The sequence below is a fragment of the Colwellia sp. 75C3 genome (assembly GCF_002836255.1).
Taxonomy (GTDB): domain Bacteria; phylum Pseudomonadota; class Gammaproteobacteria; order Enterobacterales; family Alteromonadaceae; genus Colwellia.
The window spans coordinates 158,885-181,976 of the sequence record NZ_PJAU01000033.1; the positions used below are offsets into that span (position 1 = coordinate 158,885).

Here is a 23,092-nt window from a genome sequence, read left to right on the forward strand (position 1 = left end):
TTTTGATAGATATCGGTGTCAATTTAACCAATAAACGATTTGATAAAGATCGAGAAGACGTAATTCGTCGTGCACAAATGGCGGAACTTAATGGTTTATTAATCACAGGTACTAATGTTGAAGAAAGCCAGAAAGCATTATTACTGTGTCAGCAATATCAGACAGAATTCCCCAAATTCTTATATAGTACCGCAGGTGTTCACCCCCATGATGCAGACCATGTCAGTATCGACTACCTAGAGCAACTCAAACAACTAGCACTACATGATCAAGTTAAAGCGATAGGTGAGTGTGGCTTAGATTTTAATCGTAATTTTTCAGCGCCAGCTCAACAACAAAAAGTGTTTAGTGAGCAGGTCGCTTTAGCTGCAGAATTGCAAATGCCATTATTTCTCCATCAACGTGATGCATTTGAGCCCTGGTTTGCTATCCTTACGCCATATTTGGATAAAGTCCCGGCTATGGTGGCACATTGTTTTACTGGCTCAAAAGCGGAACTCACTCAGTGCATTTCAGCGGATATGTATATAGGCATAACGGGTTGGTTATGCGATGAACGTAGAGGTCAGAATTTACGGGATATTGTTAGTACAATTCCTTTAAATCGATTACTGATCGAGACTGATGCGCCTTATTTAACACCGCGAACGATTCGGCCGAAACCTAAAAGTAGCCGTAATGAACCGAGTTACTTACCCTTTATAGTCAAAGAAATTGCTAGCATTACAGGTCTTGACCAAGAGCAGATAGCTTGGCAAACTAGCTGTAATGCCGAAAGGGTGTTTGATTTTCCATCAACGAAAGAAATGTTATAAATGAAGTCATTGGTTATCGCTAAAATTGCAGGTTTTACATCTTTACTGATGACATACTCACCTGTAAGTAATGCTATGACTGAACAAGGCGCCGATCACCTATGTTTTGGTATGGGAATTTTCTTAGGCTGCATAATTACTCTATTGTTAGGTTTCTATTTAAATCGACATTATCGAATAAAATACCACAAAATGTTACGACGGCTTAAGTCTGCTAAAAGTAACGCTCGAATAGCTGAACAAGCAATGAATACTTTGGCTAAAGAGCAAGAAGATAGTCAGGATTTATTAGAAGAAAGAGTACAAGAGCGTACTTTAGAGCTAAACATAGCATTACAAGAGTTAGAAAGTGCCAACCAAGAGCTTGAACGAAAAAATGTGTTAGATGAACTGACGGGCTTACATAACCGTCGTTTTTATGATCAAAAAATATTAGCCGAATACCGACGTAGTCGCCGTAATCTTACCGCCTTAAGTTTAGTACTCATTGATATTGATCATTTCAAATTAGTTAATGACAATCATGGTCACTTAGCGGGTGACCAGTGTTTAATTTGGCTAGCTCAACATATCAAAAAAAGTTTAAAACGAAGTGAAGATAAGGCATTTCGCTACGGTGGCGAAGAGTTTTGTTTAATCTTACCTAATACCGATGCAGACGGTGCATTATTATTGGCCGAGCAATTACGTCTCCTGTTAAGTGAGCAAGTTTTTAAATTTCAAAATGTTGAAATTTCGCTCACAATTAGCTGTGGTATCTGTACTTATCAGCAACAAGCTGATGTCGGACCCGAGCAAATATTCTCCGGTGCAGACAAAGCTTTATATCAGGCTAAACATAATGGCCGAAATCAAACCCAGCAATATACTTCTATTGAATAGTATTTTCACAGAATAATTTTAGGAATTCTTATGTCTCACAATAGCAATGCGGCTTTTGGCCAATATCCTGCTCGTCGTATGCGCAGAATGCGCGTAGATGATCATACTCGTCGTTTAATGGCTGAATCTCAGTTAACAGTAAATGATCTTATCTACCCAGTCTTTGTACTTGAAGGCGAAAATCAGCGCGAAGCAATTGCTTCAATGCCAGGTGTCGAACGTAAAAGTATTGATCTGTTACTAGAAGAAGCGCAAGAATTGGTTGATTTAGGTATTCCTGCCATTGCATTATTTCCAGTTACCCCAAGTGATAAAAAGTCATTGATGGCTGAAGAAGCATATAATTCAGAGGGCTTGGCGCAACGAGCAGTGCGAGCACTTAAAGCTAATTTCCCACAACTTGCAGTGATCACTGATGTTGCCCTTGACCCGTTTACTACCCATGGTCAAGATGGAATTTTGAGTGAAAGTGATAACAACAAAGCGGGTAAAACAGGTTATGTTGTTAATGATGTCACTAAAGATATTTTAATAAAGCAGGCCCTGTCTCATGCTGAAGCGGGAGCAGATATTGTCGCGCCATCAGATATGATGGATGGTCGTATTGGCGCAATCAGAGAGGCATTAGAAGAAAATGGCTTTGTTAATACCAAAATATTAGCTTACTCAGCAAAATATGCGTCTAATTATTATGGTCCATTTCGTGATGCGGTTGGCTCGTCAGGTAACATTAAAGGCGGCAACAAGCACACTTATCAAATGGATCCAGCTAATAGCAATGAAGCTATGCATGAAGTTGCCCAAGATATCGCTGAAGGTGCTGACATGGTAATGGTTAAACCGGGTATGCCTTATTTAGATATAGTACGTCGAGTAAAAGATACCTTTCAAGTACCTACTTATGCTTATCAAGTCAGTGGTGAATATGCCATGCATATGGCCGCTATTCAAAACGGCTGGTTAGCGGAGAAGCCTTGTGTGATGGAGGGGTTATTAGCCTTTAAACGTGCTGGAGCTGATGGAATTTTGACTTATTTCGCTAAGCAAGTAGCACGTTGGTTGAAAGAAGGCGCTTAATTTTTCACTTATTGAATTAATTTAAATGCGACTTAGGTCGCATTTTTTATGGGTCAAATTATTATAACTGCTTCGCTATGAGTACTTTTTGACATGATGGCCGAGTCATCAATTCAGCTAAGTATTGTTCTACTTTTGGAAAGTCAGCGAGTAAATTAAAACCAGCGGGTAAGCAGGATATGTAATGTAACATGGGCGCTAATAACGCATCGGCTATGGTGAATTCTTGAGATGATAAAGAAGTATCTTCATTTAGCAATTTCTCAATGATAGCAAGTGTGGCAGTAGCTTTGGGCTGTACTTCTTTAACTACATCAAAGCGTACACTCTTATCTTCTCCCTTGGGAAAAGCAAACTCTAGTAAATATTCACGTACTAGCACCCGATCAATATCAATTGAAATAAGTGCACAAAGTGAATCGTGTTTTGCATAATCCTGACTATTACTTGGCTGTAACTGTTTATCGGTATCAAGGTAACGACAAATACTAGCGGTTTCGGCTAGGGCTAGTTCAGCGTGTATATTACTTTCAATTAACACGGGGATTTTACCAAAAGGATGCCAGTTAAGATGCTGCTCGCCTTTAAAAGCAATTTCGCTGCCATCCACTTCAAAACCTACAGTGTAAGTAATCTGTTTTTCTTCGCATACGAGCATGACGCTACGAACAAAATTTGAAAATGTCGGTCCGTAAATGTGTACTGGTTTTATTGTCATATATTTTTCCTTTATTTATAAAATAGTGCAATTAGTTTATAACTTAGCCTGACTGACAATATGTTCAAGAACATATTGTCAAATTATGAAATACTGCTCTGAGAATTAAGTTTTTAACACCAACAATAATAAGTGGAGTTTTGTGATGGCTTGGCAAGAAACTCATAAAGAACAATCAAAAGATAAAATATTAAAAAGTGCAGCGATGCTTTTTACTCATCATGGTTTTGAAAAAATATCGATAGACCAAGTAATGAAGAAGGCTGAACTTACTAGGGGTGCCTTCTATAGCCACTTCAGTTCTAAAAGTGACTTGTACGCGCAAGCAATAAGTAAAGCGGGGATGGAGGCGTATAAGCGTAAACCAGTTAATTGTCCGCAGAATATGAAAGACTTTGCTAAATATTATTTAAGTAAGGAACATAGAGATAATAATTATCAGCAGCCTTGTCCACTCGCTTTTTTAGTCTCAGACATTAATCAGCAAGATGACCAAGTAAAGGAAGTTTATACTAAGACGTTAAAAGCTTTTATAGACCAAGCTCAATCACTAACCGTGAATAGAGAAATAGCCTTGCAAAGCGCGGTATTGATGATTGGTGGCTTAGCCTTATCTCGGGCGTTAAATGATGAAAAATTCAGTGATGAGCTCTTAGCGGCTTGTAAAGTAGGCGTTAATTCATTATCAAATAAAGAGGGCAGTGATGTCAGCTGAATTAAGTGTATTATTACTAAATGCAGTGATTATTGTCATTGCTTATACTTGGGTATATCCAAAACTTGCGGGTAAAGATATTAACAAAGTGGCGATATTTGATTGCGTAACTTCTGGGTTAGCACTTGTGATAGTGGCAAATAAATATTGGGGAAGTGGAATTGAATTAAACTTTCTACTGTTTGAGCTAAATTGGTTTTGGTTTACCTTGCTTAGTTACAGTGTTATTGAGATACCGGTAGCAATTTGGTATTTCAGGGCATCACTAACTAAAGATCAGTGAGCGAAAAATATCATGAGGTAAGTCTAAATAATTTTTGCGTCTGGAACTAATTCAAATAACAGCCCTTCACGAAGTGCGCCACTTGAAAGGCATAATGTTTCAATATTCAGACATTCAAATAAAGCAATTAAAATACTTAGACCGCTGGCTAATACCGCTTTGCGATCAGCTCTTAATCCGGCTATTTCGATATTGTCTATTGTCTTGCAACTTATCAGTGTTTGTTGAATTTCATTAAGAAATGCTAAGGTAATGACAGGTGCTTGTTGACGTTGTTTAAGTATTTCTGTCATAGCTTGCATTGTGCCTGAGCTACCAACAGCCGATTGCCAGCCTAGTTGGATAAATTCTTCTTTGACGGCATCAATAACTGCTGCTGCATTAGTAGTACACTGAATAAAGTTTTCTTTTTTTAATCGACCATCAGCAAAAAATTTACCTAAAAAACTAACGCAACCAATATTTAAACTGACCACTTTTTTCGCTTTACAGCCTAAGCCAACAATAATCTCGGTACTAGCACCGCCAATGTCGAGCACTAATGTTTTAGTATTTGTTGTCGGTGAAGTATGGGCTACTCCACAATAAATTGTTTTTGCTTCTTGCTCACCGCTCAATAATTTTATCTTTTTGGGCAAAATGTTTTTGGCGGCATCAAAAAACATCTGGTTATTCTTCGCAATCCGTAATGCAGCTGTAGCGACAATAAGGATATTATTTACTGGGATAGTATTAAGATATAAAGCGAAGTTTTTAAGACAATTTAGGCCACGTATTATGGCTTCATCACTAAGCAGATTATTATCATCTAACCCTGCAGCTAAGCGAACTTTTTGCTTAACTTTGTTCACGGTTATTATAGATTTATCGGTTGGAGAGGTAACTAATTGGGTAATAAGCAGGTGGAAGCTATTTGAGCCTAAATCGACCACAGCATAATGACTCTCATCATACTGTGGTATTGCCTTTGGTGTGGCTTGATTTTGGCTCGCTAGATCATTCAATGTGCTGAATTAACTGCGGTTTCCGCTATGGCTATTACCATTACGGTTATTCGGTCTTGTGTTCGAACGACCGCCTTGTCTGTTGCCACCTGGTCTAGGGCGACGTTGACGAGGTTTAGGTTTTGGCAAGTCAGTAAGTAAGGCATCACTGTCATACTTAGTTACCGGTAGTTCATGTTCAATGTATGTTTCAATTTCAGGTAAATTAAATACATACTGTTCACAAGCTAAACTAATTGCATGACCCGTTGCACCGGCACGGCCTGTACGACCAATACGGTGAACATAATCTTGACAATCATCTGGTAAATCATAGTTAAAAACATGCGTTACGCTAGGAATATGTAAACCACGTGCAGCAACATCGGTTGCTACTAAGATGTCTACAGTACCTTCAGTAAATTGTTCTAATATTTTTAGACGTTTTTTCTGTGGTACATCGCCAGTTAACAAACCGACACGAATATTATCAGCATTTAGATGGTCAAAAACTTTTTCACAAACATGTTTAGTATTTGCAAAGACAATCGCTTTTTCTGGCCAGTCTTCTTCAATTAACGTTTGCAGCAAAGTCATTTTATCTTCGTTTGAAGGATAAAATAGTTCTTCAGAGATGCGTATATTTGTTTTCTGTCCAGGTTCAACTTCTACACTGGTTGGATCATTCATATGGTCAAAGGCAAGCTCTTTAACGCGGAATGATAAGGTTGCAGAGAACAGCATGCTTAAGCGTTCAGTTGCAGGAGGCATTTTATCAAACATATAACGAATATCTTTAATAAAGCCTAAGTCAAACATTCTATCAGCTTCATCAAGCACGATGACTTCGATATTTTTTAGGTTGTAGATACCTTGCTTCATGTAGTCAATTAAACGACCACAAGTACCAATAAGTATATCAACACCAGCTTCAAGCTCTAAACGTTGACTTTCATAACCTTCGCCCCCATATACTACACCAAGGCGTAATCCGGTGCTTTCTGCCATCTCTTTAGCATCACGGTGAATTTGTATTGCTAATTCACGTGTAGGAGCCATGATTAAGGCGCGCGGTTGATTATGAGTAGGTGCTTCTTTTTGAAGCAAATGATGGAAAGTGGCAGCTAAAAAGGCAATAGTTTTACCTTCACCTGTTTGTGCTTGGCCAGCTATATCAGTGCCTTGCAAAAGAACGGGTAAAGATTTCGCCTGAATAGACGTACAATAGTCGAAGCCCATGGCCTCTAGTCCGGTAACGACTTGCGGAGCAAGATTTAGGTCAGCGAATTTAATTTCAGTTAAGTGTGTTTTTTTCATGGCGCTAGCTTAACAGTTTTGTTAGCAGAATAGTTGCTTAATAAATAATTAATTAATTCTAATGATTTAAATGTAATGAATGTTACATAAACAGTATTGGAAAAGTAGTGAATCACGGTATAATTACCGCAAAGGCGTTTTCGCCATAACGAACGGAGAATATGATGAGTGATAAAATTGTTCAGCTAACTGATGATAGTTTTGAAGCAGATGTATTAAAAGCATCGGGTTTAGTATTAGTTGATTTTTGGGCTGAATGGTGTGGTCCTTGTAAAATGATTGCCCCAGTACTTGATGATATCGCCACAGAATACGATGGCAAGGTAACTGTTGGTAAATTAAACATAGACCAAAACTCAGTAACACCACCTAAATATGGTGTACGTGGTATTCCAACATTATTACTTTTTAAAGATGGTGAAATTGCCGATACGAAAGTTGGTGCACTATCGAAAACTCAATTAAAAGAGTTTTTAGATAAAAACTTATAAGTTGTAAAAAAAGCCTGATAACTGATAGCTAAGTTATCAGGTTTTTTTGTTTTTAATTACCTAAATACCTTATTACATTTTTATTCTACCTTTACCTAATCAAATTTTAGTGCTAAATTTACCTCCTGAGTACAAAATAACATCGCTTTATCTCTATTCTTACTTATTGTAAACAATATAAAAACATTGAAAACACACTAGTGTCGGCAATCGCCCAAGGCACCATCACTTAAAATAGTTTAAGAAACCCCCTATGAACCTTACCGAACTGAAAGAAAAATCCATTAACGAATTGGTTGAACTTGCTGCGACAATGAAGCTTGAAAACCTTGCTAGAACACGTAAACAAGACATAATTTTTGCTATTTTAAAGGCACATGCTGAAGGCGATAATGATATTTTCGGCGGCGGTGTTTTAGAGATTTTACAAGATGGTTTTGGTTTCTTACGCTCTGCAGATTCTTCATACTTAGCTGGCCCAGATGATATTTATGTATCACCAAGCCAGATTCGCCGCTTTAGTATGAGAACGGGTGACACCATCCAAGGTAAAATTCGTTCTCCTAAAAAAGGTGAACGTTACTTTGCCTTATTAAAAGTGACTGAAGTTAACTTTGACCGACCTGAAAATACCCGCAATAAGATTTTATTTGAAAACTTAACGCCAATTCATCCAACCGATCGTTTCTCGTTGGCGCGTGGTAATGGTTCAACAGAAGATATTACTGCACGTATTTTAGATTTGGCTTCGCCAATTGGTAAAGGACAACGTGGTTTAATCGTTGCTCCACCAAAAGCGGGTAAAACACTATTACTACAAAACATTGCCCAAAGTATTGCGCACAATAATCCAGACGCAGAACTAATGGTATTGTTGATTGATGAACGTCCAGAAGAAGTTACAGAAATGCAACGCCTTGTTAAAGGTGAAGTGATAGCTTCAACGTTCGATGAGCCAGCAAGTCGTCACGTACAAGTGGCTGAAATGGTAATTGAAAAAGCAAAACGTTTAGTTGAACACAAAAAAGACGTGGTTATTTTACTTGATTCAATCACCCGTTTAGCACGTGCTTATAACACAGTAATTCCATCATCAGGTAAGATCTTAACTGGTGGTGTTGATGCCAATGCTTTACATCGTCCAAAACGTTTCTTTGGTGCTGCACGTAACATTGAAGAAGGTGGTAGTTTAACTATTATCGCTACAGCACTTGTAGAAACTGGTTCTAAAATGGATGAAGTTATCTACGAAGAATTTAAAGGTACAGGTAATATGGAATTACACCTGTCACGTAAAATTTCTGAAAAACGCGTTTTCCCTGCTATTAACATTAACCGTAGTGGTACACGTCGTGAAGAGCTTATTACTAAGCCAGATGAATTACAAAAAATGTGGATCTTGCGTAAAATCGTCCATGAAATGGATGAGATAGGTGCCATTGAATTCTTAATCGACAAACTTGCCATGACCAAAACCAATGATGAGTTTTTTGATTCAATGAAGCGTAAATAATCGCAGCATTAAATGATCAATCTTAATTAATGAAAACCAGTCAAGTGACTGGTTTTTTTATTTAATCTTATCTCAAATCGGTAACTTATATGAAATATAGTGATTTAAGAGACTTTATCAGTCAGCTTGAAAAAATAGGTCAACTTAAACGTATTACTCAGCCTATATCTACTCACTTAGCAATGACCGAAATTAGTGACAGAACACTAAAAGCGAAAGGGCCAGCATTACTTTTTGAAAATGCAGTCAATGAAAATGGCGAACCATACGGTATGCCAGTGCTTACCAATCTTTTTGGCACCCCTGATAGAGTTGCTCTGGCTATGGGGCAAAAAAATGTTAGTGCCTTACGCGATGTTGGTAAGTTGTTAGCTATGTTAAAAGAGCCGGAGCCACCAAAAGGTTTTCGTGATGCTATCGGTAAAATACCTGTTTATAAACAGGTATTAAATATGCCGGTGAAGGTCATTAAAAAACCGTTATGTCAGCAAATCGTGTTATCTGGTGATGATGTTGATTTGACTAAACTTCCGGTCCAAACTTGCTGGCCTGGTGATGTAGCTCCCTTAATAACCTGGGGTTTAACGGTTACTCGTGGCCCACATAAAGAGCGTCAAAATCTCGGTATTTACCGCCAACAAGTACTGAGTAAAAATAAAGTCATTATGCGTTGGTTATCACATCGTGGTGGTGCGCTTGATTTTCAAGAATTTAAAAAAGAACATCCAGGTGAGAGGTACCCTGTCTCCGTTGCTTTAGGTGCCGATCCTGCCACTATTTTAGGTGCAGTTACACCCGTACCAGATACGCTTTCTGAATACGCCTTCGCGGGTTTATTACGTGGTGCTAAAACCGAAGTGGCTAAATCAATAAGTAATGATTTAGAAGTTCCTGCGACGGCAGAAATCATTTTGGAAGGGTATTTAGACCCTGAAGAAACGGCGCCAGAAGGACCTTATGGCGATCATACTGGCTATTACAATGAAGTGGATAACTTTCCTGTAATGACAGTAACGCATATCACTATGCGTAAAGATGCTATTTATCACAGTACCTATACGGGTAGACCACCTGATGAGCCTGCAATATTAGGTGTTGCGCTGAATGAGGTCTTTGTACCTATTTTACAAAAGCAATTCCCTGAAATTCAGGATTTCTATTTACCGCCAGAAGGTTGTTCTTATCGTCTTGCAGTCGTGACTATTAAAAAGCAATATGCAGGTCATGCTAAACGAGTAATGATGGGCGTATGGTCATTTTTACGACAATTTATGTACACTAAGTTTGTTATCGTATGTGATGATGATATTAATGCTAGAGATTGGGAAGATGTTATCTGGGCAATGACCACACGGATGGATCCGAGCCGTGACACTGTTTTGATCGAAAACACGCCAATTGATTACCTTGATTTTGCATCACCAGTGTCTGGATTAGGCTCTAAAATGGGTCTGGATGCCACTAATAAATGGCCCGGTGAAACAAATCGTGAATGGGGAGAACCCATCGAAATGACACAAGAAATAAAAGATCAGGTCGATGAACTTTGGGATGACTTAGATATTTTATAAATAGATTGCTGACTATACTCAGATACAGTAGCAATCTTAACTTATTAACTCTTGTCACAACGATTAGTTTGCTGATGAGAAATCACCAATAATACCATTTGGATTAATTAAGGTTACAGCTTTCATTTTAAAATAAGCAGTGAGAATAAATTTTCAAGGACAAGGTGCCTGATTGAGCAATAGCTGGCTATTGGGATTGAAAGCAATGACGTTATTGAATATTTAGGCCATTTGAAAATGACCACTTAGTTAGTGCAATTGGTATAAAGTAAAAAAGGTTAAAGAATGAAGACAGTTAGTTGTCAAATACAGTCGTTATCATCATTAACGTCTCATGTTTATAAAGTACTATTAAAGCCTAGTGAAAAAGTTGATTTCATCGCGGGTCAATATTTAAACTTTGTTATGAGTGATGAGGATAAACGGCCATTTTCAATTGCTAGTTCACCAAATAGTGATTTAATTGAATTACAAATAGGTGCCTTTGCTGCTGATAGTTACCCTATGCAGGTAATTGAGTGCATTAAAGCGAGTTATGAGAGTGGCGAATCGGTAACAATTGAAATACCGGCAGGTAATGCGCAATTACGTACCGAGAGTGAAAGACCATTATTGTTACTTGCTGGTGGTACTGGCTTTTCATATATCAAATCAATGTTTGAATATTTAGCAGAGCAAGACTCACAGCGCCAAATTACGGTGTATTGGGGACTACGTGAAGAAAGTGCTGCTTATGAACTTGAAAAAACTATTGCCACTATTGGTAAGCTAGCGCATGCTAACTTTATTCCTGTTATCGAAAACGTTAATGAAAATGCAGAGAAACCATGGCAGGGTAAAACGGGTTTAGTTCACCAAGCCGCAATGCATGATATTGTCAGCTTTGAAGCCTATGATATTTATTTGGCTGGACGTTTTGACATGGTTGGTGCTATTCGTAGTGACTTTGTTGAGCATGGCGCGGTGTTAGAGCATATGTATGCTGATGCATTTGCTTATATTTAAATGGTCTAAATAAACAACTTCTGCGTTGTGCTCAATCCCAATAGCCAGCTATTGCTCAATCACACGCCTTGAATTTGATTATTTATCCTCATTACCATTTAGACCAAATAGTTAATCTGTTTGGTCTAAATGGTAATACAAGATTATAGAATTTAAAAGCACGTCTTTGAATGATCAAAGTCGTGCTTTTTTGTATCTGCTAATAAGGTAACAGAGCTTATTAACCTTTTTTAAATCCTGCTTCAGTTAAACTTAACTGTGCAATAGCAATAACCGCTTGGGTTCGATTGCGGACATCGAGTTTTCTAAAAATAGCCGTTGCATGCGCTTTGATTGTCGCCTCAGATACATTTAGGTCATAAGCTATTTGTTTATTAAGCATACCTTGAGCGAACATCATTAATATTCGGTATTGCTGCTGAGTTAAGCTTGCTACACGATCAGCGATGCCTTTATCATTATTATCTCGTTGCTTTTGCTCAAAAGAAGCGGGTAACCAGATATTGCCTGACAAGACCGCAACAATCGCTGAATAAATATCATCAACAGGTGTAGATTTTGGTACAAATCCCGCCGCTCCATAAGACATGGCTTTACTGATAGTATCGTGATCTTCATGAGCTGTTACTATAACAACAGGAATTTGTGGGAAGTGATTACGAACATGAATTAAGGTATTAAAACCATGAGCACCAGGAATATTGAGGTCTAGCAATAACAAGTCACTATCATTATGGTTAGTAAGTTGTTGCTCTAACTCTTCGATTGTTTGCGCTTCAAGCCATGTGGTATAAGTTAGCTTGGCTTTTAATGTCCCTAATAAAGCTTGTCTAAATAAGGGATGATCGTCAGCTATTATTATTTTTTCTGGCTGAATCATAACAAGTATCCTAAAGGGTGATTCATCCATTCTAACGGAAAAGTTTTCAATAACATAGCTTAGTTATGAATAGTCATTATAGTGCGCTAAAGCAGTGAATATGGAATAGTTCGTATTAATATTTGCACGTTAAAAATGATGAGTAAAATGCATAAAGCTAAACGTTAAAGAATAACGAGAGTTGGTGTTAACTGCGTAGTATTTAGATAGAAAGGAAACAATATAAACTGATAGCCAAGACTACCAGTTTATATTTATTTTCAGTTGTTATTTTTTCGGTATGTTAGCTAATACAGCAACTAATAATTGCCAGTATTGTGCAACGGTCGAGATTTCTATTTTTTCATCTGGGGAGTGAGGGAAGTTAATTGTTGGTCCAATAGACACCATATCCCAATGTGGGTAGGCTGTTTTGAATAAACCACATTCTAAGCCGGCATGAATAACCATTACCGCAGGTACTTTATTAAAGATGCTTTGGTAAGTATCTCGTACAGTCTGCATGATGGCGGAATCAGGGTTAGGCTTCCAACCTGGGTAAGCGCCTGAAAAAACAACATTAGCACCAGCAAGTTCAAAAACTGATTGTACCGTGCGTTGAGTTTCTAAACGGCCGTCATCATGTAAGCTACGTATTAAAACCATAGCATTAAGTTTACTGCCGCGAGTATTAATAACGCCTAAATTTAGTGACGTCTCAACAATGCCTTCAATATCATCACTCATGCGAACAACACCATTAGGACAAGCGTTTAGCGCACGCAAAATTGCCGCCTGAGTTGCTTGTGTCCAACACTGGTCAAAGTCTTCTGGTGAAATTAATAACATGTCGATATCAGTTTCGATAGCACCTAAGTTAACGCTAATCGTTGCTAGATAGTCTGCTAACGCGACTTTTAATGTCTCAATTTGATCTTTGGCAACGACGAAACTCGCATTGGCTTCTCGAGGAATAGCATTACGCAAGCTACCCCCATTTAGCTCTGTTAGCTTGATATTAAAGTCAATGCTGGCATTCAGTAAAAATCGTACTAATAACTTGTTTGCGTTTGCACGGCCAGTGTGAATATCAACACCAGAATGACCACCTTTTAAGCCGGAGATCGATAAGTTAAACGCTTGGTAATCGCTTGGAACATCTTCAAACGTTAGTGGGAAGTTGGCGTTACCATCAATACCACCAGCACAACCCATGTAAACTTCACCTTCTTGCTCAGAATCGGTGTTAATTAAAATATCACCATCAAGCCAACCCGCTTCTAGACCAAAAGCACCGGTCATGCCTGCTTCTTCATCAATGGTTACTAGTACTTCTAAAGGACCATGTGGAATATCATCACTGGCTAAAACAGCTAATGCTGAAGCTAAACCAACACCATTATCTGCGCCTAAGGTTGTTCCTTCTGCTGTAACCCAATCACCTGATTCAATAATATAGGGTTTAATAGAGTCCGTTAAAAAATCGTGTTTAGTATCGTTATTTTTTTGTGGCACCATATCCATGTGCGCTTGTAAAATTATGCCTTTAAGGTCTTCCATACCCTCTGTTGCTGGTTTTTTAATAATTAAGTTACCAACAGCATCTTCTTTAATGGCCAAGCCAAGCTCTTTAGCCCAGTCTTGTATCCATAAAGATATTTTTTGTTCATGTTTAGAAGGGTGTGGAATACTGCAAATTTTTTCAAATAATTGCCATAAGCGGGTAGGTTGTAATTGTGAGAGAGTACTCATCGTTTTCCTCGAAAAATTGTAAGATTGTTTGCTATAAGTCGCAGATATTACCGCAACATATAGCGAGATGATGACAGTTATACTGTAATTATTTGTCGGCCATTAAAAATTGCCATTGTTCACTAAAGTCAGCACTTGGCTTTTTACTATAGCCTGATCGAACATATTGACTGATTTTACCTTCAGCGAACGATACTAATAGGCTAGCCAAAGCGGCTTCACTAATAGTAAAAGTTTTACCTTCACGTAGTTTTCTTTCGCGTAATACTTGTTTAAATTGTGATTCTAATTTTTCAAAAAGCAGATGAACTCTTCCGCGTAAACGTTCATTTTCACCCATTAATGCATCACCAGCTAATATTCTACACATACCAGGGTTTCGCTCAGCAAAAACGATTAAAACATGCAGGATATGATGGCAACGCACTAAGGCTTCTTTGTGATCTGTTAGAATCAAATTAATACGTGAAAAAATAGACTCTTCAATAAAGTCGATTAAACCCTCAAACATACGTGCTTTTGATGGGAAATGACGATATAAAGCTGCTTCTGAAAAGCCGACTTCAGCGGCTAGCTTTGCGGTAGTGATACGCTGCCCTGGACAGTTTTGTAACATTAACGCTAAGGATTCTAATATTTGGTGTTTACGGTTTGGTTTCTGGTTTTTATTTTGTGTGGCGACCATATAAAAATATTCTCTACTGTTATTGTTCTGTCCAATAAGCTAGGTGATTTTAGCCTGCTCTAAAAGTAATTTATTACTCAGTATTTTTTGCTAAATAATGTTGATTGATTAAAGATACTAGCTGTTTGGCCACAGTTTTCTTATTGGCTAACGGTATTTCAGTCTTATCAATCGAACTATAAAGGGTTAAGGCATTATCATCACTGTTAAAGCCTTGTCCTGCTTTAGCAACATCATTGGCTGCGATTAAGTCTAAGTTTTTACGCATTAACTTACCACGAGCATAGTGTTCAACGTTTTGAGTTTCTGCAGCAAAGCCGACGATAAAAGGCTTATTAGTTAACTTTGCGACATCAGCAACAATATCATGATTTTTGATAAGAGAAAGTTGCATATGCTCATTATCTTTTTTGATCTTTTCATCGGCAATATCGGCAACTCGATAATCAGCTACGGCAGCACAAGCGACAAAGGTAGTTGCTGGTAAAACAGCAGTTAATGCTTGTTGGTGCATCTGTTCAGCACTGACCACTTGAATAAGCTCACAGCCTATTGGCGCAGAGATATTCACAGGGCCAGAAATTAACGTCACTTGAGCGCCAGCACGTAATGCCGCATGAGCAATGGCATAGCCCATTTTACCAGAGCTATGGTTAGAGATATATCGTACAGGGTCTATTGCTTCACGTGTAGGCCCAGCAGTAATCACCCAATGCTGTCCTTGTAAGTATTTGTCAGCAAAAAAGTCGCTAGTCAGAGTAACCAATTCATTCACATCTAGCATGCGGCCTAAACCTATATCACCACAAGCCTGTTCTCCAGCACCAGGGCCCCATATATGAAGTCCCCATTGCTTTAATTGGCTGATATTCGCTTGTGTTGCTTTGGCATGCCACATTTGTTGATTCATTGCAGGAGCTATAGCGATGGGGGCACTGGTTGCTAAACATAATGTTGACAGTAAATCATTGGCCATACCTGCGGTTATGCGGGCAATAATATCAGCAGTAGCTGGAGCGATAACAATTAAATCTGCCCATTTCGCTAATTCAATATGTCCCATAGCAAGTTCAGCCTGGCTATCTAGTAAGCTATCGCTCACATGATTACCAGATACCGCTTGAAGCGTTAATGGGGTAATGAAAGCTTTCGCACCATCTGTCATAACCACGCGTACATCTGCGCCATGATCTTTAAGTCGACGTACTAATTCTGGTGTCTTGTAGGCAGCGATGCCACCGGTAATACCCAGTACTATTTTTTTGTCCTGAAGAATTTGCATAACCTGCTAATCTTAAAGTAAGCAATATGCTCGATAAGATAACATTTATTGCCTTTATTTAGAAACAAGAGTTGCTAAATAGACAAGATTCCCAAGTGATAATAAACACAAAAATGTAAAGCAAGGATGCACTTATGTTAAAAGAATCTAGATTCAACGGATCAGGGTTAAATGAACCGTCTGTAAACCCAAACGTATTAAAAAACTGGCCAGAACGGGAAAGACCAAGAGAGAAATTAGTGCATTTAGGCTCAGCAAGTCTAAGTGATGCAGAGCTGTTGGCTATATTCCTACGTACGGGTGTAAAGGGTTGTAATGTTGTCGACCTTGCCCGTCAATTATTGAGCAGCTTTGGTAGTCTGGGCGCTATATTTTCGGCTAGTCAGGAAGAATTCTGTGCAAGGCATGGGCTTGGTACGGCTAAGTACGTGCAACTACAGGCTTGTTTAGAAATGTCTAAACGTTATTTAGCGGAGGAATTGCAAGAAACTGATTGTTCTTTAACCTCTTCAAAAGTGACCCGTGATTATTTGTTGAGTGAATTACGTTTAGAAAATCGTGAAATATTTGCCGTGCTTTTTTTAGATAACCAACATCAAGTTTTAACATTCGAACGGCTATTTTTTGGCACGCTAAATGCTGCTGCGGTGTACCCTAGAGTTGTGGTTGAACAGGCACTGAAACATCATGCTGCCGCGGTAATATTGACGCACAACCATCCCTCTGGTGTTGCGGAAGCGAGCCTTGCGGACAAACAAATTACCGAAAAATTAATTCAAGCATTGCAGCTAATAGATGTGCGGGTATTGGACCATATTATTGTCGCAGGAAATCAATGTTATTCCTTGGCTGAACATAATCAAATCTTTTAATTTTAACGAGTAAAGCGCCGATTATTTGCTAAAAATAGGAAAGGCAATTACTTTTAAATAAGGATCTTGGTAAAAATAAAAAAGAAGGAACGTCTGATGACTGATAGTAGTAACGAGGAAGAGGAACGCCGAACATCGTTTCGTTTAGATATGGAAAAAGAGTTGGTTGATATTGTTTGGACAGATGAAAAGGGTCAAGAGCACAATAAAAATATTGCCTGTTTAGACTTTGCTCGTGGAGGTCTGAAATTAGATTGCGATCAACATTTACCGATAAATACCGCAGTTACTGTGGTATTCAAGTCAGCGAATGCTAGTAATCAAAAGCTTTACGGCAAAGTGCTGCGCAGTATTAAGCAAGAGGGCGGCTGGTTTGAAATCGGCTTGATTCTAGATAAAGATGCTTAACAATTGAAGAAAAATGATGCTTATTGAAGTCAAAGCAATTTCCTGAAAGTGAACTACAATTAGCACAGTGAGATGTTAATTATATTGTGGTAAAGGACGGTACTAAAAATGATGATATTAGTGGGTGGCGAAAAAGGAGGCAGTGGTAAAAGCTGCTTGGCTCAAAATTTAGCGGTATATTTCGCCGGAAATAAAAAAGCAATTGTCTTAATGGTTGATTGTGACCCTCAAAGAACTACCTCAGATTGGATACAAGCAAGAAATGGTGATCCGTCACTACCCGCCATTAATTGTATTCAATTATATGGAAAAATTCGTAATGATTTATTAAGCCTAGTACAACATTATGACTATGTTATTGTCGATTGTGGTGGGCAAGATAACTTAGCCCTACGTGCGGCTATGTCTGTTGCAGATCACGTGATTATTCCCTTAAGGCCTAAAAGACGTGATTTGAAAACGGTGCCTCATATGGAAGATATGCTAAGTACGTGTAAAATGGTGAATCCGAAAATGATAGCGTCATTCGTTATTACTCAATGTCCATCATTACCAAACCAATTAGGACGAATTCTTGAAGCAAAAGAAGTGTGCAGCTCTTATGGAATTAATGTTTTAGATGCCGTAACCTATAATCGAAACGTTTATGATGATAGTGAAGAGCTTGGCTCTTCTGTTATTGAAATAGATCCTACAGGTAAAGCTGCCCAAGAGATGATGACTATCGCCGAAGAATTATTGGCGATGGAACCGGATAATTCACATGAGTTTAACTGATTTAAAAAAAGGCAAGGATAGCAAAAGCAGAAGGAAGAACTTCACCATTGATGAATTTATCTCCGATGCTGAAGATTACGCAAAAGGCGCGCCTAAAATTGTTAGTGAATTAACTAACGATGAGCAAGCGAGTCAAAAGCTCAATCTCAAACAAGCGATTAGTGAAGCTAAACGTTATGTTGAAATGACAGAAATAGAACACCAGCAATCAGCAGACGTGATCGCTGGAGTTAGAGCACGTGTTGATAAACCCTTTAGGCGAGCAACATTTACGCTCAGTGAAGAAGCGATAGATCAGTTACAAGATCTATCTCAAGGTTCAGATTTAGCGAAATCACATATATTACGTATTCTCATTGATGAATTGTGTAATAAAGAACAAAATGAACAATTAAAAAAATTACTGCAATCAAGAATTGGTTGATTTTATAAATTTTGTTGGCTTTTCACCCTTGAAATAGACAAATTTTAGTCGAATACTCACTGCCCAAGTGGAGTTTTTCTTTACCTTTCCTATCTAACTCTATGAAACTTAATGATAAGTGTTGTTTTTTTAGTATTTTATTATTAAGACTAGTATTAGTTATTCAGTTTCTCTATAATATGCCACCTTTTTCAGGATCCCGAGACGACGGTCTTGAGGAAAAATAGCTCGAGCTGAAATTAATATTGGAGTACTCATATGTCTAAAATTTGCCAAGTAACAGGCAAAGTGCCAATGGTTGGAAACAACCGTTCTCACGCAAGAAACGCGACTCGTCGTCGTTTTTTACCTAACCTTCAATCTCACCGTTTTTGGGTTGAGAGTGAAAATCGTTTCGTTAAATTACGTTTAACTCCGAAAGGAATGCGTATTATCGATAAAAAAGGTATTGATGTAGTTTTAACTGACATCCGTGCCCGTGGCGAAAAAGTTTAATAACTTTATTTTAAGGAAATTATTATGCGCGATAAAATTCGTTTAGTTTCTAGTGCTGGTACTGGTCATTTTTATACTACAGATAAGAATAAAAAGACTATGCCTGAAAAAATGGAAATCAAAAAGTTTGATCCAACCATTCGTAAGCACGTAATCTATAAAGAAGCTAAAATTAAGTAATTAATTTTGTTTCTACTAAAAAACCCGGTTTATCCGGGTTTTTTTATGCCTAAAATAAAGTAAATCTATAAGTCGTGCGGCTAAGTCTTCTAATTTTAGCTAAGTGAGCAATAAATTAGTCTAATTTGTATAATACGCGCTATTAAATAAAAAGATCAGTATGATATATCCATTAGCTTTATTGGAAGATGTACATGAAATTATCTCGAACAGGCTGGAACAACGTCATTATTTTTTCAGTGATGACGATAATTTTAGTCATCAATGCCACTAACGATAAACTCTTCCCTAACGAAGAAAGTGAAAATAATGCGGAGCGATTAATTCTCCCACAACATAGTGTTATTTTAACCTTGGCAATAGATCTAACAGAAAAGAAACATGTGTTATTAGAACGAGCGGGCCGCAGTTGGCAGTTAACCACTAAAGGGTTAATACTAGAGAAAACGGAACAGCAAATTGAGCAGATGATGTTTGCCTGGCAACAGAGCAGTGGTTTAATGCAGGCAGCGGAAATTGTCATTGATAGTGATCAAGGGGTAACCGTGAACATTTCCTTGGCAGGTGAGTCGCAAGGGCGAACATTTATATTATACCCGCTCAGTGATCAATTATTAGTTTATCAGCAACGAGATAATATTTGGTTAGCGTTACCTGCAACACTCGCGCAACAGCTTTTGCCCTTTAGCTTGTAAGTCTAAGCGGACCAATAAATTAGTCCGATTAGTATAATGCTTTAATTCAATAGACAGCGGTTACAATTGCCCTAAAAGAAGAAATCATGCCAGAATTACCAGAAGTAGAAGTGTGCCGCTTAGGTATAAGTCCTCATATCATCGCTCAGCACGTCAGTGAGGTGATTATTCGCAATGGAAGCTTGCGATGGCCTATCCCAGAGGAAATATGCTCTGTAGTTGGCTTACCGGTCCTTAATGTTGATAGACGTGCAAAATACCTCTTGTTACGCTTTTCAACAGGTACAATTTTAATGCATTTAGGCATGTCTGGCACCGTTAGGGTAATTGAGCCAGAGACACCAATCGCAAAGCATGATCATTTTGATTTAGTTTTTCAACACGGAAAGACCTTGCGATTGAATGACCCTCGACGCTTTGGTGCGGTTTTATGGTTAGCGAACGATCAAGATGAACTTGGCTTATTAAGTAAATTAGGGCCAGAGCCATTGAGTGATGATTTTGCTGAAGGTTATTTGTTTAGTAAGGCTAAAAATAGAAAAGTACCTATTAAGACCTTTTTAATGAACAATCATGTAGTAGTGGGGGTCGGTAATATCTATGCTAATGAAGCGCTGTTTCAGGCGGGTATTTTACCGACAACGAAAGCTGGAGAAATTGATGAGCAACGGATGAACCGTTTAACTCATATTATAAAAAAAGTACTGAGTGCCGCTATTGCTCAAGGTGGTACTACTCTTAAGGACTTCACTCAAGCGGATGGTAGACCAGGCTACTTTGCTCAATCACTTATGGTCTATGGTCGTGCCGGGCAAGAATGTATGACTTGCCAGAGCACATTACTTGAAATTAGACAGTCTAATCGTAGCTCTGTTTTTTGCCCTAACTGTCAACAGGATTAATCCTTAGCTTTTTCTAGTGCTGCTTTTACTACAGGGTGAACAAACTGGCTAACGTCGCCCTGATGAAGTGCTACTTCTTTTACTAAGGTTGATGAAATAAATGAATTTTCTTCAGCGGGTGTTAGAAATACGCTTTCAAGATCTGGGGATAAGCGACGATTCATGTTGGCTAGTTGAAATTCATATTCAAAGTCAGAAACCGCTCTTAAACCACGAATAAGTACTTTAGCTTGATATTGCTTAGCAAAATCAACTAATAGGCCACTAAAGCCAACGACAGTTACGTTAGTTAAATGTTGAGTCACTTGCTCAATCATGGCAACACGGTGGTCTAAATCAAAGCGAGGCTGTTTACTTGGACTTGCAGCAACACCAATAATTACTTCACTAAATAATTTACTAGCACGAACAATTAAGTCGCTATGACCATTAGTAACTGGATCAAAAGTGCCTGGGTATATTGCTTTTATTATCATGTTCTATTGTGTTTTTTGTCGATGGTTAACTGTTATTGTAATGGGATAACTAACTTAGTGACAAGTATTTATACTTTTAATATTGCCGCTAAGCCATGGATAATCAACAAAAATGAATAATTAATCATTATAAAAAGTAAAAAATCTTAAAGTATTTACTCAAAACACTTTATATCTACTGAATTTTGATAGTATTATTGAGCTAGTTTCAATCAAATAAAATAAGAAGTAGTTGCATGAAAACCCGTGATAAAATAATCCAAGCCAGTATTGAATTATTTAATGAGCAAGGAGAGCGAAATGTTACCACAAACCATATTGCTGCTCACTTAGCCATTAGCCCTGGTAATCTGTATTATCATTTCCGTAATAAAGAAGACATTATTTTATCTATTTACGAAGAGTATGCACGTAGTTTGTTGTTAGAGACCTTACCAAAAGTGTCTGCGGACTTAAAACCACTAGATTCACTTGTTTTATATATGGATTCTGTTTTTCAAACGACCATGAAATTTCGTTTCTTTTATAGCAATCTACCGGTGCTATTAGATAAAAATCCGATCTTACGGGAAAAATATGTTGAAGTGCAGCAATCTATTTCAGAGCGCGTTAGTCAACTACTTATCTCATTGAGAACAGCTGATTTTATTGACTTTAATGATGATGAATTGGCTGATATTGTCAGTATTTTACGTCTTATTAATACCTTTTGGGTAAGTTTTCATCAAACCCAAACCATAGTTAATGAAGTCAATGACTCGGTATTCTATCAAGGTGTACTTAAAATATTAGTTATATTACGTCCGTATACTAAAGTACATGCAATTAGTGAGCTTAATCAAGCGCGTGATGTGTATAAACAAAGGTATCAAAAAGAGAGTGAGACAGCTTAGACTGAGTTAAGCTGTTAATTCGAATTGAAAGTTATCGGGTTTTTCATAACCTTGACTTACATTGAAATAAAAACTTTCGATACGATTTATTCGCTGTAAGACCTCGTTAGATTGCAGGCTAGTAGTATCGTGATTTAAAGCGGTTTTTTGATCTGATGAACTAGCAATAATTACTTCTTGTGCAGATAATGTTTTATTAATTAGCGTATCAAACTCATTGCTACTGCCATGACTGCTATCATCGTTAAAAGTGGAGTTTGTTTTTATATTGAGATTGTTATTCGCAGGACTTGATTGAGTCGTCTCTTCACTTTTTAGTGCCAACAGCTCTGATTGCGCAGCGAGGATTTGTTGTGCTGCACTTGCCGCGACCCGAGTATCTTGTGTCGACGGATTTGCTGGCGCTAATGCAGCTGCGTGTACTTTTTGCATCTTAACTATGGTCGCTTTAGGATCACCAGCTATGCTACTTAAGTCGACAGCCACTTCACCACCAACAGCATATTTTTTTCCATCAGGACCAATTTCAAAAGTATATGAAGGGGAGCCTGTCGCAGCCCCCCCTGCAGTGGCGTGTGCTAATTCGTGTGTTCTTACTTCCTTATCTCTTTGTTGCAACTGACTAATAACTCTTGCATCAGCGGTATCAATTTCAGAAGTACTACTGTTAGTCTTTTCTTGTTGCTCTTCTTTACTTTGATCGCCTTGTTGCTCTTCTTTACTTTGTTTACCTTGTTGATCGCCTTGTTGATCGCCTTGTTGATTTTTTTGCTCAGAAATCGAGCTTGCATCATGTTCCGCTTGTTTTCTTAAATTAGCAAAATCTACTTGTTCGTTTACTTGGGCGGGTGTACGAGCGCGCTCCTTGTCTGAAGCGACACCTTTTTCGGCTGCGGATGGATTGGTCGCGGTAACTTGGGTGATAATTTCTCTTTGATTATTCTCACGACGCAAGCCTTCCGTAGGTGGGTTGACCACTGTAGCTAAGGGTAAGCTTGCTGTATGCGGGGTGATATTCATAA

At 38.2% G+C, this 23,092-nt stretch carries 27 protein-coding genes; 18 read left to right on the forward strand and 9 right to left on the reverse strand.

The window, feature by feature from the left end:
• Positions 1 to 2: 2 nt before the first annotated feature.
• From CXF85_RS05205 to hemB, 3 genes are read left to right on the forward strand one after another with little or no spacing between them, the layout of a single operon-like run.
• Entirely contained in the window at positions 3 to 815 is an 813-nt protein-coding gene (locus tag CXF85_RS05205; protein WP_198555500.1) for a TatD family hydrolase, read from the forward strand.
• The gene (locus CXF85_RS05210) at positions 816 to 1,697 is read left to right on the forward strand and encodes a GGDEF domain-containing protein (protein WP_232771083.1); all 882 of its coding nucleotides are present in this window, start codon (positions 816 to 818) and stop codon (positions 1,695 to 1,697) included.
• Positions 1,698 to 1,727: 30 nt separating this feature from the next.
• Complete coding sequence (hemB, locus tag CXF85_RS05215) at positions 1,728 to 2,774, forward strand: porphobilinogen synthase (RefSeq protein WP_101227472.1); 1,047 nt, start codon at positions 1,728 to 1,730, stop codon at positions 2,772 to 2,774.
• Positions 2,775 to 2,835: 61 nt separating this feature from the next.
• On the opposite strand, the gene CXF85_RS05220 is transcribed toward hemB, so the two are convergent.
• The gene (locus CXF85_RS05220; protein WP_101227473.1) at positions 2,836 to 3,492 is read right to left on the reverse strand and encodes a glutathione S-transferase family protein; all 657 of its coding nucleotides are present in this window, start codon (positions 3,490 to 3,492) and stop codon (positions 2,836 to 2,838) included.
• A 145-nt stretch (positions 3,493 to 3,637) separates the two neighbouring features.
• Between CXF85_RS05220 and CXF85_RS05225 the strand changes: the two genes are divergently transcribed.
• Positions 3,638 to 4,207 (forward strand): TetR/AcrR family transcriptional regulator, encoded by a 570-nt coding sequence (locus CXF85_RS05225; RefSeq protein WP_101227474.1) that lies wholly within the window; start codon positions 3,638 to 3,640, stop codon positions 4,205 to 4,207.
• The gene (locus CXF85_RS05230; RefSeq protein WP_101227475.1) at positions 4,197 to 4,490 is read left to right on the forward strand and encodes a hypothetical protein; all 294 of its coding nucleotides are present in this window, start codon (positions 4,197 to 4,199) and stop codon (positions 4,488 to 4,490) included. The genes CXF85_RS05225 and CXF85_RS05230 overlap by 11 nt, the downstream gene beginning before the upstream one ends.
• A 23-nt stretch (positions 4,491 to 4,513) precedes the next feature.
• Here the strand turns inward: CXF85_RS05230 and CXF85_RS05235 are convergent, their stop codons facing one another.
• Both CXF85_RS05235 and rhlB read right to left on the reverse strand, forming a co-directional pair.
• Positions 4,514 to 5,494, reverse strand: a complete 981-nt coding sequence (locus CXF85_RS05235) for a Ppx/GppA phosphatase family protein (RefSeq protein ID WP_101227476.1) — start codon at positions 5,492 to 5,494, stop codon at positions 4,514 to 4,516.
• Between the two features lie 9 nt (positions 5,495 to 5,503).
• Complete coding sequence (rhlB, locus tag CXF85_RS05240) at positions 5,504 to 6,790, reverse strand: ATP-dependent RNA helicase RhlB (protein ID WP_101227477.1); 1,287 nt, start codon at positions 6,788 to 6,790, stop codon at positions 5,504 to 5,506.
• 164 nt (positions 6,791 to 6,954) lie between these two features.
• Here rhlB and trxA point away from each other — a divergent pair, with 164 nt between their 5' ends.
• From trxA to fre, 4 genes are all read left to right on the forward strand, one after another.
• Positions 6,955 to 7,281, forward strand: a complete 327-nt coding sequence (trxA, locus tag CXF85_RS05245; protein WP_101227478.1) for a thioredoxin TrxA — start codon at positions 6,955 to 6,957, stop codon at positions 7,279 to 7,281.
• 253 nt (positions 7,282 to 7,534) lie between these two features.
• The gene (gene rho / locus CXF85_RS05250; RefSeq protein ID WP_101227479.1) at positions 7,535 to 8,794 is read left to right on the forward strand and encodes a transcription termination factor Rho; all 1,260 of its coding nucleotides are present in this window, start codon (positions 7,535 to 7,537) and stop codon (positions 8,792 to 8,794) included.
• A gap of 89 nt (positions 8,795 to 8,883) precedes the next feature.
• Positions 8,884 to 10,365, forward strand: coding sequence for a 4-hydroxy-3-polyprenylbenzoate decarboxylase (ubiD, locus tag CXF85_RS05255; protein ID WP_101227480.1), 1,482 nt, complete (start codon positions 8,884 to 8,886; stop codon positions 10,363 to 10,365).
• A 285-nt stretch (positions 10,366 to 10,650) separates the two neighbouring features.
• Entirely contained in the window at positions 10,651 to 11,370 is a 720-nt protein-coding gene (gene fre / locus CXF85_RS05260; RefSeq protein WP_101227481.1) for an NAD(P)H-flavin reductase, read from the forward strand.
• A gap of 220 nt (positions 11,371 to 11,590) precedes the next feature.
• On the opposite strand, the gene CXF85_RS05265 is transcribed toward fre, so the two are convergent.
• The 4 genes from CXF85_RS05265 to coaBC all read right to left on the reverse strand — a co-directional run bounded on the left by CXF85_RS05265 (position 11,591) and on the right by coaBC (position 15,948).
• Positions 11,591 to 12,250, reverse strand: coding sequence for a response regulator transcription factor (locus tag CXF85_RS05265; protein ID WP_101227482.1), 660 nt, complete (start codon positions 12,248 to 12,250; stop codon positions 11,591 to 11,593).
• A 267-nt stretch (positions 12,251 to 12,517) separates the two neighbouring features.
• Positions 12,518 to 13,981, reverse strand: a complete 1,464-nt coding sequence (locus tag CXF85_RS05270) for an aminoacyl-histidine dipeptidase (protein WP_101227483.1) — start codon at positions 13,979 to 13,981, stop codon at positions 12,518 to 12,520.
• Positions 13,982 to 14,069: 88 nt separating this feature from the next.
• Positions 14,070 to 14,666, reverse strand: coding sequence for a nucleoid occlusion factor SlmA (gene slmA, locus CXF85_RS05275; RefSeq protein WP_101227484.1), 597 nt, complete (start codon positions 14,664 to 14,666; stop codon positions 14,070 to 14,072).
• Between the two features lie 73 nt (positions 14,667 to 14,739).
• Complete coding sequence (gene coaBC, locus CXF85_RS05280) at positions 14,740 to 15,948, reverse strand: bifunctional phosphopantothenoylcysteine decarboxylase/phosphopantothenate--cysteine ligase CoaBC (protein ID WP_101227485.1); 1,209 nt, start codon at positions 15,946 to 15,948, stop codon at positions 14,740 to 14,742.
• Positions 15,949 to 16,082: 134 nt separating this feature from the next.
• Here coaBC and radC point away from each other — a divergent pair, with 134 nt between their 5' ends.
• The 8 genes from radC to mutM all read left to right on the forward strand — a co-directional run bounded on the left by radC (position 16,083) and on the right by mutM (position 20,701).
• Entirely contained in the window at positions 16,083 to 16,820 is a 738-nt protein-coding gene (gene radC, locus CXF85_RS05285; protein ID WP_101227486.1) for a RadC family protein, read from the forward strand.
• Between the two features lie 96 nt (positions 16,821 to 16,916).
• The gene (locus CXF85_RS05290) at positions 16,917 to 17,228 is read left to right on the forward strand and encodes a PilZ domain-containing protein (protein ID WP_101227487.1); all 312 of its coding nucleotides are present in this window, start codon (positions 16,917 to 16,919) and stop codon (positions 17,226 to 17,228) included.
• Between the two features lie 108 nt (positions 17,229 to 17,336).
• Positions 17,337 to 18,005, forward strand: coding sequence for an AAA family ATPase (locus CXF85_RS05295; RefSeq protein WP_101227488.1), 669 nt, complete (start codon positions 17,337 to 17,339; stop codon positions 18,003 to 18,005).
• The gene (locus tag CXF85_RS05300; RefSeq protein WP_101227489.1) at positions 17,992 to 18,429 is read left to right on the forward strand and encodes a hypothetical protein; all 438 of its coding nucleotides are present in this window, start codon (positions 17,992 to 17,994) and stop codon (positions 18,427 to 18,429) included. The genes CXF85_RS05295 and CXF85_RS05300 overlap by 14 nt, the downstream gene beginning before the upstream one ends.
• Positions 18,430 to 18,687: 258 nt before the next feature.
• The gene (gene rpmB, locus CXF85_RS05305; protein WP_011041083.1) at positions 18,688 to 18,924 is read left to right on the forward strand and encodes a 50S ribosomal protein L28; all 237 of its coding nucleotides are present in this window, start codon (positions 18,688 to 18,690) and stop codon (positions 18,922 to 18,924) included.
• 24 nt (positions 18,925 to 18,948) lie between these two features.
• Positions 18,949 to 19,104 (forward strand): 50S ribosomal protein L33, encoded by a 156-nt coding sequence (gene rpmG, locus CXF85_RS05310; protein ID WP_011041084.1) that lies wholly within the window; start codon positions 18,949 to 18,951, stop codon positions 19,102 to 19,104.
• Positions 19,105 to 19,298: 194 nt separating this feature from the next.
• Entirely contained in the window at positions 19,299 to 19,799 is a 501-nt protein-coding gene (locus CXF85_RS05315) for a hypothetical protein (RefSeq protein ID WP_101227490.1), read from the forward strand.
• 86 nt (positions 19,800 to 19,885) lie between these two features.
• The gene (gene mutM, locus CXF85_RS05320) at positions 19,886 to 20,701 is read left to right on the forward strand and encodes a bifunctional DNA-formamidopyrimidine glycosylase/DNA-(apurinic or apyrimidinic site) lyase (RefSeq protein WP_101227491.1); all 816 of its coding nucleotides are present in this window, start codon (positions 19,886 to 19,888) and stop codon (positions 20,699 to 20,701) included.
• Here the strand turns inward: mutM and coaD are convergent.
• A complete protein-coding gene (gene coaD / locus CXF85_RS05325; RefSeq protein WP_101227492.1) occupies positions 20,698 to 21,177 on the reverse strand; it encodes a pantetheine-phosphate adenylyltransferase in 480 nt (159 codons plus the stop codon). The genes mutM and coaD overlap by 4 nt on opposite strands.
• A 236-nt stretch (positions 21,178 to 21,413) precedes the next feature.
• Here coaD and CXF85_RS05330 point away from each other — a divergent pair, with 236 nt between their 5' ends.
• Positions 21,414 to 22,070: a TetR/AcrR family transcriptional regulator gene (locus CXF85_RS05330; protein ID WP_101227493.1), complete on the forward strand. Its 657-nt coding sequence runs from the start codon at positions 21,414 to 21,416 to the stop codon at positions 22,068 to 22,070.
• 6 nt (positions 22,071 to 22,076) lie between these two features.
• Here CXF85_RS05330 and CXF85_RS05335 read toward each other — a convergent pair whose 3' ends face one another.
• Positions 22,077 to 23,090: a putative metalloprotease CJM1_0395 family protein gene (locus CXF85_RS05335; protein ID WP_101227494.1), complete on the reverse strand. Its 1,014-nt coding sequence runs from the start codon at positions 23,088 to 23,090 to the stop codon at positions 22,077 to 22,079.
• Between the last annotated feature and the right edge of the window lie 2 nt (positions 23,091 to 23,092).

What these genes read in the sequence shown, in the direction of transcription:
- CXF85_RS05210 (WP_232771083.1), top strand. Translation starts at nt 816, where the DNA reads ATGAAGTCATTGGTTATCGCTAAAATTGCAGGTTTTACATCTTTACTG.
- hemB (WP_101227472.1), top strand. Translation starts at nt 1,728, where the DNA reads ATGTCTCACAATAGCAATGCGGCTTTTGGCCAATATCCTGCTCGTCGT.
- CXF85_RS05220 (WP_101227473.1), bottom strand. Translation starts at nt 3,492, where the DNA reads ATGACAATAAAACCAGTACACATTTACGGACCGACATTTTCAAATTTT.
- CXF85_RS05225 (WP_101227474.1), top strand. Translation starts at nt 3,638, where the DNA reads ATGGCTTGGCAAGAAACTCATAAAGAACAATCAAAAGATAAAATATTA.
- CXF85_RS05230 (WP_101227475.1), top strand. Translation starts at nt 4,197, where the DNA reads ATGTCAGCTGAATTAAGTGTATTATTACTAAATGCAGTGATTATTGTC.
- rhlB (WP_101227477.1), bottom strand. Translation starts at nt 6,790, where the DNA reads ATGAAAAAAACACACTTAACTGAAATTAAATTCGCTGACCTAAATCTT.
- trxA (WP_101227478.1), top strand. Translation starts at nt 6,955, where the DNA reads ATGAGTGATAAAATTGTTCAGCTAACTGATGATAGTTTTGAAGCAGAT.
- rho (WP_101227479.1), top strand. Translation starts at nt 7,535, where the DNA reads ATGAACCTTACCGAACTGAAAGAAAAATCCATTAACGAATTGGTTGAA.
- ubiD (WP_101227480.1), top strand. Translation starts at nt 8,884, where the DNA reads ATGAAATATAGTGATTTAAGAGACTTTATCAGTCAGCTTGAAAAAATA.
- fre (WP_101227481.1), top strand. Translation starts at nt 10,651, where the DNA reads ATGAAGACAGTTAGTTGTCAAATACAGTCGTTATCATCATTAACGTCT.
- CXF85_RS05265 (WP_101227482.1), bottom strand. Translation starts at nt 12,250, where the DNA reads ATGATTCAGCCAGAAAAAATAATAATAGCTGACGATCATCCCTTATTT.
- CXF85_RS05270 (WP_101227483.1), bottom strand. Translation starts at nt 13,981, where the DNA reads ATGAGTACTCTCTCACAATTACAACCTACCCGCTTATGGCAATTATTT.
- slmA (WP_101227484.1), bottom strand. Translation starts at nt 14,666, where the DNA reads ATGGTCGCCACACAAAATAAAAACCAGAAACCAAACCGTAAACACCAA.
- coaBC (WP_101227485.1), bottom strand. Translation starts at nt 15,948, where the DNA reads ATGCAAATTCTTCAGGACAAAAAAATAGTACTGGGTATTACCGGTGGC.
- radC (WP_101227486.1), top strand. Translation starts at nt 16,083, where the DNA reads ATGTTAAAAGAATCTAGATTCAACGGATCAGGGTTAAATGAACCGTCT.
- CXF85_RS05290 (WP_101227487.1), top strand. Translation starts at nt 16,917, where the DNA reads ATGACTGATAGTAGTAACGAGGAAGAGGAACGCCGAACATCGTTTCGT.
- CXF85_RS05295 (WP_101227488.1), top strand. Translation starts at nt 17,337, where the DNA reads ATGATGATATTAGTGGGTGGCGAAAAAGGAGGCAGTGGTAAAAGCTGC.
- CXF85_RS05300 (WP_101227489.1), top strand. Translation starts at nt 17,992, where the DNA reads ATGAGTTTAACTGATTTAAAAAAAGGCAAGGATAGCAAAAGCAGAAGG.
- rpmB (WP_011041083.1), top strand. Translation starts at nt 18,688, where the DNA reads ATGTCTAAAATTTGCCAAGTAACAGGCAAAGTGCCAATGGTTGGAAAC.
- rpmG (WP_011041084.1), top strand. Translation starts at nt 18,949, where the DNA reads ATGCGCGATAAAATTCGTTTAGTTTCTAGTGCTGGTACTGGTCATTTT.
- CXF85_RS05315 (WP_101227490.1), top strand. Translation starts at nt 19,299, where the DNA reads ATGAAATTATCTCGAACAGGCTGGAACAACGTCATTATTTTTTCAGTG.
- mutM (WP_101227491.1), top strand. Translation starts at nt 19,886, where the DNA reads ATGCCAGAATTACCAGAAGTAGAAGTGTGCCGCTTAGGTATAAGTCCT.
- coaD (WP_101227492.1), bottom strand. Translation starts at nt 21,177, where the DNA reads ATGATAATAAAAGCAATATACCCAGGCACTTTTGATCCAGTTACTAAT.
- CXF85_RS05330 (WP_101227493.1), top strand. Translation starts at nt 21,414, where the DNA reads ATGAAAACCCGTGATAAAATAATCCAAGCCAGTATTGAATTATTTAAT.
- CXF85_RS05335 (WP_101227494.1), bottom strand. Translation starts at nt 23,090, where the DNA reads ATGAATATCACCCCGCATACAGCAAGCTTACCCTTAGCTACAGTGGTC.